Origin of the sequence: Paraburkholderia silviterrae, assembly GCF_004353915.1 — a bacterium.
Taxonomy (GTDB): domain Bacteria; phylum Pseudomonadota; class Gammaproteobacteria; order Burkholderiales; family Burkholderiaceae; genus Paraburkholderia; species Paraburkholderia silviterrae.
In genome coordinates this window covers 395,959-413,442 of record NZ_SMRP01000004.1, presented here as the reverse complement: position 1 = coordinate 413,442, position 17,484 = coordinate 395,959, and the positions used below count along the sequence as shown (strand labels likewise).

Genomic DNA, 17,484 nt, shown 5'->3' with positions numbered 1-17,484 from the left:
CGAACCTCACGAACACTATCGACGGAGTCTCACACGATGCTGCGCTGGCTGATCGCCATCCTGATTCTCGCCAACCTGCTCGCCTTCGGAGCGATCCGCGGGCTGTTCGGCCCCGCCCCTCTGACGACCACGAACGGTCACAAGCAACTGAACCGGCAGATCCATCCGGAAGGCCTCACGGTGCGGCCGATCAAGGCCTCGGAGTCCGTGGACGTGCCCGTGGTGGGCGGCCCGGTGGCCGATCCGGCTATCCAGGCCTCTACGCTCGCGCAGTAATCCCGGCACGCCGCGCAAGCGTTGCGCGTGCGCGACGCGTGAGCGCTCGATTGCAGCACGGGTCGATCAAAGCGCTCCGGGTCGATGAATCCGCTCAGCCCTGCTGTTCGCGGACCTTCTGCAGCAGCTTCGTGGTCGAGCGGTCGTGCTCGAAGGCGATCGCGAGCGCGCGGCCGCCCCAGCTGCGCACGAGCGCCGACTCCGGCAGCGCATCCATATCGTAGTCGCCGCCCTTCACGAGAATGTCCGGACGCACGGCCTCGATCAGCTCGACGGGCGTGCGCTCCCCGAACTGCACCACCCAGTCCACGCTCTCGAGCGCCGCCAGCAGCGCCATGCGGTCGTTCTCGTTGTTGATCGGGCGATCGTCGCCCTTGCCGAGCATCTTGACCGAAGCGTCGCTATTCACGCCAACGATCAGCGTCGCGCCCAGCGCCTTCGCGTCGGCGAGATAGGTCACATGCCCGCGATGCAGGATGTCGAAGACGCCGTTGGTGAACACCACCGGGCCGCTCAGCGAGGCGCGCCGTTGCGCGAGCGCTTCGCGGGTCGTGATCTTGCGTTCGAAGGAAGCGGGCATGGAATGAGGCTCGAGTAAATCGCGGCTGACGGTGCCGTCGGAAGCGCCGCGCGATTGAAACGTTTGGAACGATTGAAACCGGACGGCAATGGGCGCCGCCGATGAAAAAACAGCCCGTCACGCGCGAGCGCTCCGGGCCGTCGGGCTCGCCTCAGCGCCGCAACGGGCGCGAGACGAACGAGCGGTAGACGGGCATCAGGCCGGCTGCTGCGCGCCCTGTTCGCCCTGCAGACGCTGCACCACTTCCTTGCGGTAGCGGTTGAGCTCCTGCGCCGTGGTGAAGGTGCGCTCGAACAGGATCGACAGGTTGTGCAGGATACGCTCAACCACCTTCTTTTCCCAGCCGTCGTCGAAGCGGATCTGCTCGTCGAGCCAGCGCTCGAGCCATTCCGGATCGGGCAGGCGCGACTGCACGGTGTCGCGCGGGAACAGCGCCTGGTTCACGTGCAGGTTCGTGGGGTGCAGCGGCTTCTCGGTGCGGCGCGCCGAGGCCATCAGCACGCCGATCTTCGCGAACGCCGCGCGTGCGCCGTCGCCGAAGTTGTTGAGCGCCTTCTTCATGTAGCGCAGATACGCGCCGCCGTGGCGGGCCTCATCGCGCGAAATGGTCTCGTAGATGGCCTTGATGACCGGCTCCGTATGCCACTCGGCCGCGCGGCGATACCAGTGGTTCAGGCGGATCTCGCCGCAGAAGTGCAGCATGAGCGTCTCGAGCGGCGGCGCCGGATCGAACTCGAAGCGCACGGCGTGCAGCTCTTCCTCGGTGGGCACGAGCTCCGGCTTGAAGCGGCGCAGGTACTCCATCAGCACGAGCGAGTGCTTCTGCTCCTCGAAGAACCACACGCTCATGAACGCGGAGAAGTCGCTGTCATGATGGTTGTCGCGCAGGAACATCTCCGTGGCCGGCAACGCGGACCATTCGGTGATGGCGTTCATCTTGATGGTCCTGGCCTGCTCGTCGGTGAGGAGCGACGCATCGAACTTGTCCCAGGGAATATCCTTCTCCATATCCCATCGGACCGATTCGAGCGATTTGTAAAGTTCCGGATAAAGCATCGTGTTCATAGTCCCGCCCCTGTTCTGCGCATGACGACTTGTATCGTGCTGCCCGCGGCCGCGTCGCGCTTACCTCTCTTCACGGCACACAGGCGAAAACATTTAATTTTACGCGGTAACCGGCCGCCCGGACGCAATTACACCCCCGCTAAACAGATTACTTCCTGTCGAGCGGCAATCTGCAATGCCGGATTGGAAGGCGCCGTTATGGATTCTGGGTAGTTGCACCATGCCTTGAATCCGGCTGCCGGATAATTCGCGGGATTCCGCCCGCTTCGCTTGGCCGCCCGTCCGCCCCGTTCACGCAAGGCGCGGCGGCCCCGGCGGAGCGTTCGGCGAGCATCCCGTCAAGCTGCGGCAGATTGCCGCAGCTTGCAGCCAACCCACCGCTCTGCCGCATCTCCCGCGCCCGCCGCTCGCCCGTCCGCGTTGACGCGCCCGAGCATCCGACAGCGGGCGGTCGGAAAAACCTTACACGATGATAGCACGCCGATCTTTCAGTTCCGGCGCGCTTCAGGGTGCCCGTGCGCCACGCCAGAAGGCACGTCCGACGGTTGTTTGAGCCATTCCAGAAGAACTTCGCGTTGCGCCAGCGTGTCACGGTAACCGAGTTCGACCAGCTCCCGGGTAAAAGCGCTCTCGAACAACAGATAGCTCGCAAACGCCGCGCCCGACGCACGATTGCCGCCCACCGCGCCCAGCAGCGTGCGCACCGAGAGTGGCAGCTCGTGCAGGTGACGGGCGGCGATCAACTCGATGCGCTCGCTCGGCCCGATCGCGAGCACGTCGATATGCCGCCAGCCGCTTTCCGGCTCAACCGTGTGCGGCAGGTGCAGCACCATGCGGTTCACGTGCTCGATGCGCTCGATGTCGGCGCCGAGCGCGTCGAGAAACACGCTCGCGAGCACCTGCTGGCCGATCTGCGCGAGCGTCGGATAGGCGTCGATGTCGGGGCGCACCGCCGGCACCTCGGGCGCGCTCGCGTTAGCGCCGATCACGACAATGCGCTCCGCGCCGAAATGGATGGCCGGCGAAAGCGGCGCGATCTGCCGGATCGAGCCATCGCCGAAATATTCGTGATGGCCGTCGAGCTCGAGGCGCACGGCGGGAAACACATAGGGAATCGCCGCCGAAGCGAGCAGATGGGCGGGCGTGAGCGCGACCATGCGTGCCGTGCGCTGCGCGCGACGCCACGCGCTGATGGGCTCGCTCGCCTGATAGAAGGTGAGATGCCGCCCCGACGAATAGCTGAGCGCGGTCACAGAGAGCGCGTGCAGCCGGCGCTCGTCGAGCATTTGCTCGATGCGGTGGAAGTTGAGCGTGCCTTCAAGGAAACGGGCGAGCGGCGCATTGTCGAACAGCGTGCGCGGCGTGCGCCGCGCCGCGAGCCCGAACGTGGCCCAGCCGAATGCGAGCGCGGCGAGCCAGCGCGCGCCCGCGGCCGCGACGCCGGGCAAGTCGGTGCGATACACCTGGCCGGCGCTCAGATTGGACCAGATGTCGACGAGGCGCTGCGCGCCGTGCAGGAAGTGGTCGGCATGGCTGGCGATGGAGGTGGCGTTGATCGCGCCCGCCGAGGTGCCGCAGATCACCGTGAACGGCATCGCGCGCAGCGCCGGCTCGGCCTGTGCAGCGAGTTCCGCGAGCGCGCGCAGCGCGCCGGCCTGGTAGGCCGCGCGTGCGCCGCCACCCATCATCACGAGCGCAAGCCGCATGACGCCGACGCTCCCCGTGTGCTTCGTCCCGCAGGACGGATTTGCCTTCGACTGCCTTTAACCGCTGGCGCCGACCGCTAATCGACGCGCATCGCCAACTGTCCCTGCGCTACTCGGGCTGCGCCGGCGAGCGCTTCGCGCCGCGCGCAGCCGGCTTGCTGCCTGCACCGCCACCGTTCGCGCCGCCGCTACCGCCGCTGCGCTTCGCCGCCGGCTTCGCGCGCGGCGCAGCCGCTTCGGCTGCGGCCTGCGCCGCCTCGGTCGCCGCCTCGGCCGCCGCCTCGGCCGCCGCCGTGGGCTGAACCATCGCGAACTGCGCGAGCTGATTGAATTGCGACTGCAACAGGTTCCACCACGCCGAGGCGTCGAAACCGGCCGGCGCTCCCGCTGCGGCGTCCGTTTCCGCGGATGCGGCGCCCGCTTGCGCGCGTGCGTCGCGCGGCTCGGGTTCCGGCGCGCTCTGCGTGCTCGACGGACTCATCGACTGCGCGAACGCGCCGAACGCGCGCAAGGTGGAGAGCGTCGCGCGCTGCACTTCGAGCGCCTGGATCGCCGACTGCAGCATGCTCAAGTTGAGCTTGAGCCACTGCTCGACGGCACGCAGATCGGTGATGCGCTTGTCGAGCTCCTCGATATTGGTGAGCGGCGTCATCATGTCGGACATCATCGAAAGCGACGGCCCGAGTCCCGGCGCCGCGCCCGGCTCGCCGCCGGGAAACGCGCTGCCGAACGGCGTGAGGCGCATCATCCCCCACATGCGGTCGAGCATCTCGGCGGGCGGAAAGCCGGGAAAGCCCGGGAACGGCGGCACGGTGCCTGCTGAATCGGTCATGCGGATTCTCCCTCGCAAAGTTGGATGGCCACGCTGAACGGCCGGCTGGCCGGATCGGGCGGGCTCCAGGATGTGGCTTGCGCCGGCTTGCAGCTCGCAGCGACATGGCGTGTCCCGCTGCAGGCCGTGCGCACAAAAGCGCAGATGATTACGTTTCGATCATACCGCGCAGGCCGAGCCACCGGGCGCGCGAAGTTCACGTCTCGTGCACACGGCCAAAGCGCGGCGCGCATGCGGTTGCCGGCGCGCTCGAGCAACTCGCGCCACCACGGACCCGTTAGAACGGATCGCCGCCCGGAAATTCCGGCGCGCGCCGCTCGCGCAGCGACTTCACGCCCTCGTGCACGTCGGGTCCGGCAAAGCCCATGAATTCGAGCGCGAGCGAGGTATCGAAATTCGGCCCCGCCTGGCGCAGCCAGTTGTTCAGCGCGTACTTGGTCCAGCGCAGCGCGGTCTGCGAGCCGTTGGCGAGGCGCTTGGCGACCTCGAACGCCTTGGGCAGCAAGTCGTTCTCGTCGACCGCCAGCGAGACGAGGCCGATGCGCTCGGCCTCCTCGCCGCTCACCGGCTCGCACAGCAGCAGGTAGTACTTCGCCTTCGCCATGCCGCACAGGAGCGGCCAGACAATCGCCGCGTGGTCGCCGGCGGCAACGCCCAGGCGCGTGTGCCCGTCGATGATGCGCGCCGACTTCGCCGCGATCGAGATATCGGCAAGCAGGCCCGCCACGAGCCCCGCGCCCACCGCCGGGCCGTGCATCGCCGAAACGATGGGCTTGCTGCAATTGATCACGTTGTAGACGAGGTCGCGCGCCTCGCGCCAGACACGCGCGCGCACGTCGAAGTGCATGGCCATGTCCTCGACGAGCGCCAGGTCGCCGCCCGCCGAAAAGCCCTTGCCCTCGCCGCGGATCACCGCGACGCGCGCGTCGGGGTCGCGGTCCACGTCGCGCCAGATTTCGGCGAGCTCGCGGTGCATGCTGGCGTCGGCGGTGGCGAGGCCGCTCTTGTTCGTGCCTTCGCCGCTCATCACGATTTCGACGATGCCGTGCTCGTGCCGCCGCACGCGCAGAGCGTCATAGTGGGCGTAAAAAGGATCGTTCATGGGCGGCTCCTCAATTGCTTCGGATTGCAGAATCATTGGACGGTACATCAAGGAAACATCAATGCGGCTGGTAAACCCATTTGCCGTCCTGGATCTCGACCATTACGCGTGCACGCGCGTCGAGCCCCAGGTGGTCCGTGGCGCTCATGTTGACGATGCCGTTGGTGGTGTGCAGCCCGCGCGTGGACTCGATGGCGTCGCGCAGCGCGTGGCGAAACTCTTTGGTGCCCGGCGCCGCCGACTGGAGCGCAATGGGAATCGCGCTGCCGAGCAACAGGCCCGCGTCCCACGTATAGGCACCGAACGCCGAAACGGATCCGGCGCCGTAACGTGCTTCGTAGCGCGAAATATAGTCGAGCGCGAGGCGCCGCTCCGGCTCGCCATCGGGCAGCTGCGAGGCCACGAGCACGGGACTCGCGGGCAGGAAGGTGCCGTTGCAGTCGGCGCCGCACACGCGCAGGAAATCGCGGTTGCCCACGCCATGGTTGTGATAGATGACGCCCTTGTAGCCGCGCTCCTTGAGCGCCTTGGGCGGCAGCGCGGCGGGCGTGCCGGCCGCGCCCACCACAACGGCGTCGGGCTTCGCGGTGACGATCTTCAGCGCCTGGCCCGTCACGCTGGGATCGGTGCGATTGAAGCGCTCGCTCGCGACGATCTTGATGCCGCGCGCCTGCGCCGCCCTGGCGACTTCGGTGTAGAAGGCCTCGCCGAGCGCGTCGGCCTGGCCGATATAGGCGATGGTCTTCACATTGTGCGCGGCCGCGTGCTCGGCGATCGCGCCGGCCATCATCGCGTCGGTCTGCGGCGTCTTGAACATCCAGTGGCGCTTGTCGTCCACCGGCTCGATGATCTTCGCCGACGACGCCAGCGAGATCGTGGGCGTCTCGCCCTGCGCGACCACGTCGAGCATCGCGAGCGTGTTCGGCGTGATCGACGAGCCGATGATGACGTCCACGTGCTGCTCGTCGATCAGCTTTCTCGTGTCCTGCACGGCCTGGGTGGTATCGGAGGCGTCGTCGAGCACGATGTACTGCACCTGCTGGCCCGCGATCTGCGCAGGGAACATCGCCGCGGTGTCGCGCGCCGGAATGCCGAGCGACGCGGCCGGGCCGGTGAGCGAGAGCACGAGGCCGATCTTGATCTGTGCGAGGGCGAGAGCAGGCGCCGAAAGGCCGAAAAGGGCGGCGACGCTGGATGCGAGCGAGCAGGCAAAACGGCGTGGGCGAGAGGGCTTCACGGTGTCTCCAGGCGATTGGTATGTCGAGCGTATTCTGCGTACGGCTTCGAATGCGGTCCGTGTGCTGCCCTTGATGCGCGGACCGCTTGCGCGAGGCGTGAGCGCTTGAAGGCGCCACGCGCACGCGCGTTCGCCAGTGTAGCCGCACGCGGCGCATGCGGCATCCGGCGAAACCCTTTCGGATGACTCAGTTGGCGCCCGGCGCGACGGCTTGATCGATTGCGCCGAAGATCGAGTGGCCCGCTTCGTCGAGCATCTCGATCTTCACGCTGTCGCCGAACTTCATGAACTCGGTGCGAGCCTCGCCGTGCTCGATCGTCTCGAGGCAGCGCTTCTCGGCGATGCAGCAGTAGCCGCGCTTCGCATCCTTGTTCGAGACCGTGCCCGACCCGACGATCGCCCCGGCGCGCAGATTGCGCGTCTTCGCGGCATGCGCGATCAACTGGCCGAAGTGGAACACCATGTCGGTGCCCGCGTCGGGCTGGCCGACCTTCTTGCCGTTCCAGTACACGAGCATCGGCAGATGCACGCGCCCTTCGCGCCAGTGCTCGCCGAGCTCGTCGGGCGTCACGACGACGGGCGCGAACGACGTGGCCGGCTTGCTCTGGAAGAAGCCGAAGCCCTTCGCGAGCTCGGCGGGAATGAGGCTGCGCAGCGAGACATCGTTTGCGAGCGTGATGAGGCGCACCGCCTTGAGCGCGTCCTCGGCGCTCGCTCCCATCGGCACGTCGCCGGTGACGACGGCGACCTCGGCCTCGAAGTCGATGCCCCAGGCCTCCGATGCGCACACGATGTCGTCGGTCGGGCCGATGAAGTCGTCGCTGCCGCCCTGGTACATGAGCGGGTCGGTCCAGAACTCGGGCGGCATTTGCGCGCCGCGCGCGCGCCGCACGAGCTCGACGTGATTCACATACGACGAGCCGTCCGCCCACTGATAAGCGCGCGGCAGCGGCGCCATGCACGCGCTGGCGTCGAAGCTGAAGGCGTTGCGCGCGCGGCCATAGTTGAGCGTCTCGTAGAGATCGAGCAGTTGCGGCGCGTAGAAGCGCCAGTCGTCGAGCACGCGCTGCAGCGTGGGGGCGATCGCGTCGGCAATGGCGGCGCTGCGCAGGTCGCGGGAAACGACAATCAGCTGACCGTCGCGGGTGCCGTCCTTCAGCGTGGCGAGTTTCATGTAGTGGGACGTGGATGACGATAGAGGAAATGTATTCTACGATGGTGAATCGAAATCCGAACGCCAGGACCCGCACGACTCCATGCCGCCTTCCCGATCCGTCCGCCCTGCCACTCCACCGGCCACGCTATCCACGGCTGCCGCTCGCGACACCGAGGACGCCGCCGACCTCGACGACGTCCACGAGAGCGGCGAGAGCGGCGAAGAAAAGCTGCGCTCGGGCATCCAGTCGATCGAAGTGGGTTTCCGGCTGCTCGAAGTGCTGACCAACGAGCCGCGCGCGATGATGCTGCGCGACCTCGCGCAGCGCGCCGGCATGAGCCCGGCCAAGGCGCACCGCTATCTCGTGAGCTTCATGCGCCTCGGCATGGTCGCGCAGGACCCGCTCTCGGGCCGTTACGAACTGGGCGGCTTCGCATTGCAGCTCGGGCTCGCGCGCCTCGCGCGCGTGGACGGCGTGAAGCTCGCGCGCATCGCGCTCGCCGAGTTGCGCGACGCCCTCGACATCACCGTGGGCATCGCCGTGTGGGGCAATCAGGGGCCGACCGTCGTGCACTGGATGGAATCGAGCCATCCGGCCAAGGCCTCGCTCAAGCTCGGCGACGTCATGCCGATGCTCAGCTCCGCCACGGGCCTGCTGTTCGCCGCTTACCTGCCGCGCAGCAAAACCGGGCCGATGATCGAGCGCGAGCTTGGCAGCGCGCAGCTCTATTCCTCGGGCTCGACGCCCCGGAGCGCCGAGGAGCTTGAGCGCGCGCTGGCTGAGGTGCGCGAGCACGGCGCCGCGCGCGTGGAAGGCATGCTGCTGCCGACCATCCACGCGTTCTGCACGCCCGTCTTCGACGCGACCGGCGACCTCGCGCTCGGGCTCATCGCGCTCGGCCACGAAGGCGCGTTCGATATCGCCTGGAACGGCGCCGTCGATTGCGCGCTGCGCGCATGCGCGCAGAGGCTCTCGTATGAATTGGGGTACAGCCCCGTTGAGCGCTGACAGGTCGCGGCGGCCGGGGCTTTCTGCAGCCAAGGCGCGTGTCGTGTCACAGTAACGGTCTCCCACGCGCCAACGCCTTTGCTTTAAGTCATATTTGAGCCCGATGTCCACTTCCGCCGCCGACCGCCAGGCCGATCGTGCCCGTCCCGCGCCGCCGCGCCGCTCGCGCGCGTGGCGCTGGGCGGCCGTGTTCGTCGCGGTGAGCGCGCTGCACTGGCTCGCGGCAGAATGGTTCGCACGTCATCACGGCGCGCCGCCGCCGCTCGCTCCGGTGCGCGTGCCCGTGCAGGTGGCGCTGCTCAAGCCCGAGCGCATCGAGCAGCAGGCGAGGCCCGCGGCGAGCGCGCCGGCAAAAGCGAAGCCCGCGGCACCCGCCCGGCCAAAGCGTGCGACGAGCGCGCCTCACACGCTGCAGGCCATTGCGCCGCCCGCGCCGCATCCCAAGGTCGCCGCTGCGCCTGAAGCACCGCAAGCCGCCTCGAGTCCTTCCACTGAAACTGCACCGGCAAGCGCCGCGAACGGCGCAAGCGGCGCAGCGGCCACTGCCGCGCCCGGCAACGGCAGCAATCCGTCCGCGCAGGCCCAGCAGGCCTCGCACGGCGTGAAATTTTCCGTGCCGCCTTCGGGCGAGCTCCAATACGACACGTTCTTTAACGGCGCACGCAATCAGCCCGGCACGATCCACTGGAAGAGCGACGGCAAGCGCTACGAGATGGTGGTGTCGGTGCCGCTGCCCTTCGTCGGCACGTTCAGCTGGACGAGCCGCGGCCACGTGGATGCGTTCGGCCTCGCGCCCGACCAGTACATCGAAAAGCGCGGCCGCCGCCCCGAAGACTTCACGATCTTCAACCGCCATGAGAAGCAGATCGTTTTCACGCGCACGCCCAACTCGCTCGCGCTGCCCGACGGCGCCCAGGACCGCTTCAGCATGGTGATGCAGCTCGCGAGCCTCGTGCGCGGCAACCCCGATGCCTACAAGCCCGGCGTCACGCGCGAGTTCTACGTCGCCGACAACGACAGCGGCGAGACCTGGCCCATCACCACCATCGGCGACGAAACGGTGAGCACGGACCACGGCTACGTCACGGCGCGCCACTTCATGCGGCTGCCGCGCCACGCAGGCGACAAGCGCCGCATCGACGTATGGCTCGCGCCCTCGCTCGGCTGGCTGCCGGTACGGCTCGTGCAGACCGAACCGAGCGGCACCGAGGTCGAACTGCTGTGGCGCGGCGCGCTCAGTGTGCCGTCTGCGTCGAACGATATGAGCGATGCGGCGCCGGGCGCGAGCGATGCTGCAAATGGCGCGACAAATGGTGTGACAAGCGGTGGCGCGAGCGGCGCAGCGAATGATGCGGCGAATCACACAATGAGCGACACGCCGCAAGGCACGCCAGGTCACGCCGCGACCTCCTCGCCGGCGCCGCTCGAAGCGGCGCCGGCCCCCACGAGCACAGCACCGGCCGATGCGAACGCCGGCACGCCGCCGGCGGCATCACCGTCCGCGGCGCCGTCGCCCACGTCGCCCACGTCGCCATCGTCGGCCCAATCGACACCGCCATCGGCACCTCAAACGCAGACGCAACCCGCACCGCAACCGGCGACGCCAGACGCACCGCCAATGCCGGCCGCCGACGCGCCGCTGCATCCCTGAGCGCCCTGGCGCACACTAGCCCACAACAAAGTCGCCCGCGCACGACGAAGGCGGCCCTTCTGCCTACACGTTTGCGTGAAATAGCGCATACTCGAAATCATCGAAGCGCCGCGCAACGAACACACCCAAAGGCGGCGATGCATCACTCTTCGAAGCGGGACGGATCACCTGTGGCAGCACGCTGCAGGCAGCAAAGAACGAACACACGAATCCACTGAGGAAAAGCTTCGAACGCATCCGCTGATGCGCCCAACACGAGACACCGCGCGCAGACAGCCAGGCAGCACATGACGATGCAACACGGATAGCGCCACGAACGTCGCCGCGCCCGCACACACGGACCCTTCGGGCGTGCGGTTTGCAACGCAGGAACGACGTTCACGCAGGAACTCGCAATCGCCTGGACTCCCGACCCCAAGGTCAAGGAGGAACGCATGCAAGCGACTGTCAACGGCATCGATACGCGCTACGTCTTCGAAGACCGCAGCGGCGGCCCCGTGTTGACGTTCATTCATCAGCTCGGCGGCGACCTCACCGTATGGGACACCCTCGCGGGTCATTTCCGGCATCGCTATAGCGTGCTGCGCTACGACGTGCGCGGCCATGGCGCGAGCGCCGTCTCGCGCGTCGCGTTCGGCCTTCGCGAGCTCGCCGCCGATCTTGCCGCGCTACTCGACGCACAAGGCATCGATCAGACGCATCTCGTCGGCATGTCGATGGGCGGCATGATCGCGCAACAGTTCGCGCTCGACCATGCAACGTCCGACACCACATCCGGCACACCGGCGGGCACGCACTCGCGCGCGCGTTCGCTCACGCTGTGCGATACCGCGAGCCGCACCGCGCCCGAAGCGCGCGCGGCCTGGGACGAACGTGCCGAACTGGTTCGCCGCGAAGGTCTCGCGGCACTCGCCGATACGACGCTGGCGCGCTGGTTGACCGCAAGCTTCCGTCTTACGCATCGCGATACCGCCGCACAAATATGTGACGTTTTATTACGGACGCCTGCAGAAGGTTACGCACGCGCATGCGAAGCGCTGCGTGATTTCGACGTTCATGAACAACTCGCGCAGTTGCGTGTGCCGACGCTCGCCGTGGCCGGACGCCATGACAGCGGCACGCCGCCCGCGTTGACCGAGGCGCTGGCGCAAGCCATCCCCGGTGCACGCTTCGAATTGCTCGATGCCGCGCATCTGGCCCCTGTAGAGGAATCCCACAGTTTCGCGGCCATGCTGGAAACGTTTCTTGGGCAGCATGTCTAAATGTTGCACCCGGTTTGTTGCACCCTGAAAAAAGGAGAAAAAAGGAAATAGGGAAGGCAGTCGGAAAAAGAGGTGATGTGGGACCCACCCCTTGAATTCCAGACCGAACGCTCCATGTATCGATTCATGCAGTGAGGGAGCACAGGAAAAAGGAGTGTCGCCATGCAAATGATCTACAACAGTCCCAACTATTGCGTCGTCGAGTTTCCCCCGCAGGATGGCCATGTCGCCATGCGCTCGGGAGGCTACGAGATCGTCGATAAAAATGCGCGGCGTGAGCTTTTCATCGACGGCGCGATGGCGGCACGTTTTCGCGAAGACGTGCAGAAGCTGATGGATGAAGAACAGTCGCTGGACGAGGTGGATGAATTCCTCGGACAGTTCGACAGCCTCATGCAGCAACCCGTAGTGCTCCACTGACGCTGCCCGGCTCACGTTGCAGCGAAACGGGTCACGCCAGCAGCACCCTCACCGTTAGACAGGCAACACCCCACTCAGGGAACCCCGTCCGGCCGCAAGCCGCGCGGGGTTTTCATTTTGCGGGGCCGGCCGCGTCCGCGATCGCGGCCATGACACGGCCACGACGCGGCCATCGAGCGCGATCCGCCATCGCGACCATGCCAAGCGGCATGTCAGCGCAGCGCCCCGGCTGCCGCTACAATAACCGGTTTCCCAGTCCAATCGGCGCATTTGCCCGCCCGCCATCCATGAACCAGCCTGCCGAACACGCTTCGCGCCCCGCCGGGGCCGTCCCGGGCGCCACCCCGTACACGCGCGGCGCCGCGCTCCCCGCGCTGCTCGCTTCGCGCATCCTGATCCTCGACGGCGCGATGGGCACGATGATCCAGCGCTACAAGCTCGACGAAGCCGCCTACCGTGGCGAGCGCTTCAAGGACTATTCGCGCGACATCAAGGGCAACAACGAGTTGCTCTCGCTCACGCAGCCGCAGATCATCAGCGAGATTCACGAGCAGTATCTCGCCGCGGGCGCGGACATCATCGAAACCAACACGTTCGGCGCGACCACGGTGGCGCAGGACGACTACGGCATGGGCGAGCTCGCCGTCGAGATGAACCTCGAATCGGCAAAGCTCGCGCGCGCCGCGTGCGACAAGTATTCGACGCCGGATAAGCCCCGCTTCGTCGCGGGCGCCGTCGGACCGACGCCGAAGACCGCGAGCATCTCGCCCGACGTGAACGATCCGGGCGCGCGCAACGTCACGTTCGAAGAGTTGCGCCGCGCGTATTACGACCAGGCGAAGGCGCTGATGGACGGCGGCTGCGATCTGTTCCTCGTCGAGACGATCTTCGACACGCTCAACGCCAAGGCCGCGCTCTTCGCGCTCGATCAGTTGTTCGAAGATACGGGCGAGAATCTGCCCATCATGATCTCGGGCACCGTCACCGACGCCTCGGGCCGCATTCTCTCGGGCCAGACCGTCGAGGCGTTCTGGAATTCGCTGCGCCATGCGAAACCGCTCACGTTCGGCCTGAACTGCGCGCTAGGCGCCGCGCTCATGCGCCCGTACATCGCCGAGCTCGCGAAGCTGTGCGACACCTACGTGTCGTGCTATCCGAACGCGGGCCTGCCCAATCCGATGAGCGACACCGGCTTCGACGAAACGCCCGCGGATACCTCGGCGCTGCTCAAGGAATTCGCCTCGGCCGGCCTCGTGAACGTCGCGGGCGGCTGCTGCGGCACCACGCCCGAGCACATCGCCGCGATCGCCAAGGCGCTCGCCGAAGTGAAGCCGCGCCACTGGCCCGGGCAGTATCGCGACGCGGCATAACGCCATCACGAAACGAAGAAACGCCCAGGCGCCGACTCACCACGAAACCCAGACGATCCGGTCCCACGCCATGACTGACCATACCCTGCGACTCTCCGGCCTCGAACCCTTCAACGTGAACGAAGGGTCGCTCTTCATCAACGTGGGCGAGCGCACCAACGTGACCGGCTCGAAGGCCTTCGCGCGCATGATTCTCAACGGCCAGTTCGACGAGGCGCTCGCCGTCGCGCGCCAGCAGGTCGAGAACGGCGCGCAGATCATCGACGTCAACATGGACGAGGCCATGCTCGACTCGAAGGCGGCGATGGTGCGCTTCATGAACCTGATCGCCTCCGAGCCCGATATCGCGCGCGTGCCGATCATGATCGACTCGTCGAAGTGGGACGTGATCGAGGCGGGCCTGCAGTGCGTGCAGGGCAAGGCGATCGTCAACTCGATCTCGCTCAAGGAAGGCAAGGAGCCGTTCATCCATCACGCGAAGCTGATCCGACGCTATGGCGCGGCAGCCGTCGTGATGGCCTTCGACGAGCAGGGCCAGGCCGACACGTTCGAGCGCAAGACGCAGATCTGCAAGCGCTCGTACGACGTGCTCGTGAACGAAGCGGGCTTCCTGCCCGAAGACATCATCTTCGACCCGAACATCTTCGCGGTGGCCACGGGCATCGAGGAGCACAACAACTACGCGGTCGACTTCATCGAAGCCACGCGCTGGATCAAGCAGAACCTGCCGTACGCGAAGGTGAGCGGCGGCGTCTCGAACGTGTCGTTCTCGTTCCGCGGCAACGACCCGGTGCGCGAGGCCATCCACACCGTGTTCCTCTACTACGCCATTCAGGCGGGCATGGACATGGGCATCGTGAACGCGGGCCAGCTCGGCGTGTACGCGGATCTCGACCCCGAGCTGCGCGATCGCGTGGAAGACGTGGTGCTCAACCGCCGCCCCGACGGCACCGACCGCCTGCTCGAAATCGCCGACAAGTTCAAGACCGGCGCCGCGAAGAAGGAAGAGAACCTCGAGTGGCGCAACCAGGACGTCGAGAAGCGACTCGCGCATGCGCTCGTGCTTGGCATCACGAACTTCATTGTCGAGGACACCGAAGAAGCGCGCCAGAAGATCATGGGTGGCGGCGGACGGCCGATCAACGTGATCGAAGGCCCGCTCATGGACGGCATGAACATCGTCGGCGACTTGTTCGGCCAGGGCAAGATGTTCCTGCCGCAGGTGGTGAAGTCGGCGCGCGTGATGAGGCAGGCCGTCGCGCACCTGATTCCGTTCATCGAGGAAGAAAAGCGCCTGCTCGCCGAATCGGGCGCCGACGTGCGCGCGAAGGGCAAGATCGTGATCGCCACCGTGAAGGGCGATGTGCACGACATCGGCAAGAACATCGTCTCGGTCGTGCTCCAGTGCAATAACTTCGAAGTGGTCAACATGGGCGTGATGGTCCCGTGCAACGAGATCCTCGCGAAGGCGAAGGTCGAAGGCGCGGACATCATCGGCCTCTCGGGCCTCATCACGCCGTCGCTCGAAGAGATGGCCTACGTGGCCTCCGAAATGCAGCGCGACGACTACTTCCGCGTGAAGAAGATTCCGCTCCTGATCGGCGGCGCGACCACCTCGCGCGTGCACACGGCCGTGAAGATCGCGCCGAACTACGAGGGCCCGGTGGTGTATGTCCCGGACGCTTCGCGCTCGGTGTCGGTGGCCTCGAGCCTGCTCTCCGACGAAGGTGCAACGAAGTACCTCGACGAGCTCAAGAGCGACTACGACCGCATTCGCGACCAGCACGCCAACAAGAAGGCGTTGCCGATGGTCACGCTCGAAGAGGCGCGCGCGAACAAGACGAAGATCGACTGGGCGAACTTTAAGCCCGTGAAGCCGAAGTTCCTCGGCCGCCGCGTGTTCAAGAACTTCGACCTGAACGAGCTCTCGACCTACATCGACTGGGGCCCGTTCTTCCAGACCTGGGATCTCGCGGGCCCGTATCCGCAGATCCTCAACGACGAGATCGTGGGCGAGTCGGCGCGCAAGGTGTTCTCCGACGCCAAGTCGATGCTCGCGCGCCTGATTCAGGGCCGCTGGCTCACGGCCAATGGCGTGATCGCGCTCTTGCCCGCGAACACCGTCAACGACGACGACATCGAGATCTACACCGACGAGTCGCGCACCGAAGTCGCGCTCACGTGGCGCAATCTGCGCCAGCAGTCGGTGCGTCCGGTAGTGGATGGCGTGATGCGCCCGAACCGGTCGCTCGCCGACTTCATCGCGCCGAAGGACTCGGGCGTGGCCGACTACATCGGCATGTTCGCGGTCACGGCCGGCATTGGCGTGGACGTGAAGGAAGCGCAGTTCCAGAAGGATCTCGACGACTACAGCGCGATCATGCTCAAGGCGCTCGCCGACCGCTTCGCGGAAGCGTTCGCCGAGGCGATGCACGCGCGCGTGCGCCGCGACCTGTGGGGCTATGCCGCCAACGAAACGCTCGACAACGACGCGCTGATCGCCGAGAAGTATTCGGGCATCCGCCCGGCGCCGGGCTATCCGGCCTGCCCGGACCACCTCGTGAAGCGCGACATGTTCGAGTTCCTGCAGGGCGAAGAGATCGGCATGAGCGTGACGGAATCGCTGGCGATGCTGCCGGCGGCGAGCGTCTCGGGCTTCTATCTCGCGCACCCGGACAGCACGTACTTCACGCTGGGTAAGATCGGCCAGGACCAGCTCGCCGACTTTGCGCGCCGCATGTCGCTCTCCGACCAGGACGCGCGGCGCGCGCTCGCGCCGCTGCTCTAAGGCACAGGCAGACACAGGCCGGGCGCGCCGGAGCGCCCGCCCGCCCCTTGCTCGCGCTGCGCCGGCCCATCGCAAGCATTACCGGCACAGCCTGACATACGGAAATCGATAGCCTGAATATTTGGTGCACACGAATTCTCGGCGTTTTTTCGGCTTTGTAAGATGGCCGCGCAGCACCCAAGGCCCAACGCGGCACGCATCATCCGGCGCCGCGCCGGCTTCATCAGCAAGTCCTTAATAAATTGCCGTCCTCCGGAGAAAATCGTATGAAGAAGCTGATGTTGATGTTGACCGCATTCGGCGTCGCGGCGCTCGCGCAACCGTCGTTCGCCCAGCCGGCATCCCAGCCAGCAGTCGTCCATCAGGAAGCGAGCGCTGTGTCGTCGTATTCGGCGCCCACCCAGAAGCACGTGAAGAAGCCGAAGAAACAGAAGGCTAAGAAGGGTGCAGCCTCGGCTGCATCCATGGCCGAGCCGGCTGCCGCCAGCCAGTAAGCTGCGCTGCGGCGCGCGCCGCAAGGCGCGTGGATCGTGGGTACCAAAGCAAAGAGCCCGCACGGTTCGCCGTGCGGGCTCTTTGCTTTTCGGCATACAGGTCTGCGGGCGCTCTGCCGCTACTCAGCTACGACGTGCCGGCCGCGCAGCAGCAGCGCACGACGACGCGCGCTGCAAACTCCACTGCGGCTCAAACGCCCCAGAGGACGTCGTTATCTTCCTGCTTCGCGAGGCGCAGCATGTCGAGGAACGGAAACGCGCGTTGCGCAAGGCCCGGGGGCAGCTCGTGATGGTCGTGGCCTTCCTCGCCCTCGTGGAAATGACCTTCATGCTCGGCACGTTCCTTCTTGTCGGTGGCGATGGCGGCTTCGAGCTTGCTGATGGCCGTATCGAGCTCTTCGTGCGTAATGACGCCGCGCGGACCGAGCCGCTTGCCGATGATGCCGAGGAGGTACTGAGCCAGGTTTTCCAGCATCGTCACGTCGGGCGACGCATGACATTTGAATGTAACCAGCATGTCTGTTTCCCTTTCTGTT

The 17,484-nt window shown here is 66.4% G+C and carries 16 protein-coding genes; 8 read left to right on the top strand and 8 right to left on the bottom strand.

Annotated features, from left to right (window positions below):
* Positions 1–36 precede the first annotated feature (36 nt).
* Complete coding sequence (locus EYW47_RS12170; protein ID WP_133195081.1) at positions 37–276, top strand: hypothetical protein; 240 nt, start codon at positions 37–39, stop codon at positions 274–276.
* 94 nt (positions 277–370) lie between these two features.
* Here EYW47_RS12170 and rfaE2 read toward each other — a convergent pair whose 3' ends face one another.
* From rfaE2 to EYW47_RS12135, 7 genes are all read right to left on the bottom strand, one after another.
* On the bottom strand, positions 371–856 hold the full coding sequence (gene rfaE2, locus EYW47_RS12165) for a D-glycero-beta-D-manno-heptose 1-phosphate adenylyltransferase (RefSeq protein ID WP_133195080.1): 486 nt from the start codon (positions 854–856) through the stop codon (positions 371–373).
* Positions 857–1,051: 195 nt separating this feature from the next.
* Positions 1,052–1,921, bottom strand: a complete 870-nt coding sequence (locus tag EYW47_RS12160; RefSeq protein WP_028217147.1) for a ferritin family protein — start codon at positions 1,919–1,921, stop codon at positions 1,052–1,054.
* Between the two features lie 488 nt (positions 1,922–2,409).
* The gene (locus EYW47_RS12155) at positions 2,410–3,627 is read right to left on the bottom strand and encodes a patatin-like phospholipase family protein (RefSeq protein WP_133195079.1); all 1,218 of its coding nucleotides are present in this window, start codon (positions 3,625–3,627) and stop codon (positions 2,410–2,412) included.
* Between the two features lie 109 nt (positions 3,628–3,736).
* Positions 3,737–4,459 (bottom strand): PhaM family polyhydroxyalkanoate granule multifunctional regulatory protein, encoded by a 723-nt coding sequence (locus tag EYW47_RS12150; RefSeq protein WP_240763653.1) that lies wholly within the window; start codon positions 4,457–4,459, stop codon positions 3,737–3,739.
* Positions 4,460–4,736: 277 nt separating this feature from the next.
* Positions 4,737–5,561 (bottom strand): enoyl-CoA hydratase/isomerase family protein, encoded by an 825-nt coding sequence (locus tag EYW47_RS12145; protein ID WP_133195078.1) that lies wholly within the window; start codon positions 5,559–5,561, stop codon positions 4,737–4,739.
* A 58-nt stretch (positions 5,562–5,619) separates the two neighbouring features.
* The gene (locus EYW47_RS12140; protein ID WP_133195077.1) at positions 5,620–6,798 is read right to left on the bottom strand and encodes an ABC transporter substrate-binding protein; all 1,179 of its coding nucleotides are present in this window, start codon (positions 6,796–6,798) and stop codon (positions 5,620–5,622) included.
* A gap of 187 nt (positions 6,799–6,985) precedes the next feature.
* Positions 6,986–7,972, bottom strand: a complete 987-nt coding sequence (locus tag EYW47_RS12135) for a fumarylacetoacetate hydrolase family protein (protein WP_133195076.1) — start codon at positions 7,970–7,972, stop codon at positions 6,986–6,988.
* 82 nt (positions 7,973–8,054) lie between these two features.
* Between EYW47_RS12135 and EYW47_RS12130 the strand changes: the two genes are divergently transcribed.
* The 7 genes from EYW47_RS12130 to EYW47_RS12100 all read left to right on the top strand — a co-directional run bounded on the left by EYW47_RS12130 (position 8,055) and on the right by EYW47_RS12100 (position 16,948).
* Positions 8,055–8,963, top strand: a complete 909-nt coding sequence (locus EYW47_RS12130) for an IclR family transcriptional regulator (RefSeq protein ID WP_133195075.1) — start codon at positions 8,055–8,057, stop codon at positions 8,961–8,963.
* Positions 8,964–9,066: 103 nt separating this feature from the next.
* Entirely contained in the window at positions 9,067–10,614 is a 1,548-nt protein-coding gene (locus EYW47_RS12125) for a DUF3108 domain-containing protein (RefSeq protein WP_133195074.1), read from the top strand.
* A gap of 434 nt (positions 10,615–11,048) precedes the next feature.
* On the top strand, positions 11,049–11,876 hold the full coding sequence (locus EYW47_RS12120; protein WP_133195073.1) for an alpha/beta fold hydrolase: 828 nt from the start codon (positions 11,049–11,051) through the stop codon (positions 11,874–11,876).
* A gap of 162 nt (positions 11,877–12,038) precedes the next feature.
* Positions 12,039–12,296, top strand: coding sequence for a BTH_I0359 family protein (locus EYW47_RS12115; protein WP_133195072.1), 258 nt, complete (start codon positions 12,039–12,041; stop codon positions 12,294–12,296).
* A gap of 287 nt (positions 12,297–12,583) precedes the next feature.
* Positions 12,584–13,666, top strand: coding sequence for a homocysteine S-methyltransferase family protein (locus tag EYW47_RS12110; RefSeq protein WP_133195071.1), 1,083 nt, complete (start codon positions 12,584–12,586; stop codon positions 13,664–13,666).
* A 55-nt stretch (positions 13,667–13,721) separates the two neighbouring features.
* Positions 13,722–16,454 carry a methionine synthase gene (gene metH, locus EYW47_RS12105; protein ID WP_276322942.1) on the top strand — a complete coding sequence of 911 codons (2,733 nt, stop codon included), beginning with the start codon at positions 13,722–13,724 and terminating at the stop codon, positions 16,452–16,454.
* Between the two features lie 266 nt (positions 16,455–16,720).
* Positions 16,721–16,948: an acid-shock protein gene (locus tag EYW47_RS12100; RefSeq protein ID WP_133195069.1), complete on the top strand. Its 228-nt coding sequence runs from the start codon at positions 16,721–16,723 to the stop codon at positions 16,946–16,948.
* A 190-nt stretch (positions 16,949–17,138) separates the two neighbouring features.
* On the opposite strand, the gene EYW47_RS12095 is transcribed toward EYW47_RS12100, so the two are convergent.
* Positions 17,139–17,465 (bottom strand): DUF1840 domain-containing protein, encoded by a 327-nt coding sequence (locus EYW47_RS12095; protein WP_043284148.1) that lies wholly within the window; start codon positions 17,463–17,465, stop codon positions 17,139–17,141.
* Positions 17,466–17,484 lie beyond the last annotated feature (19 nt).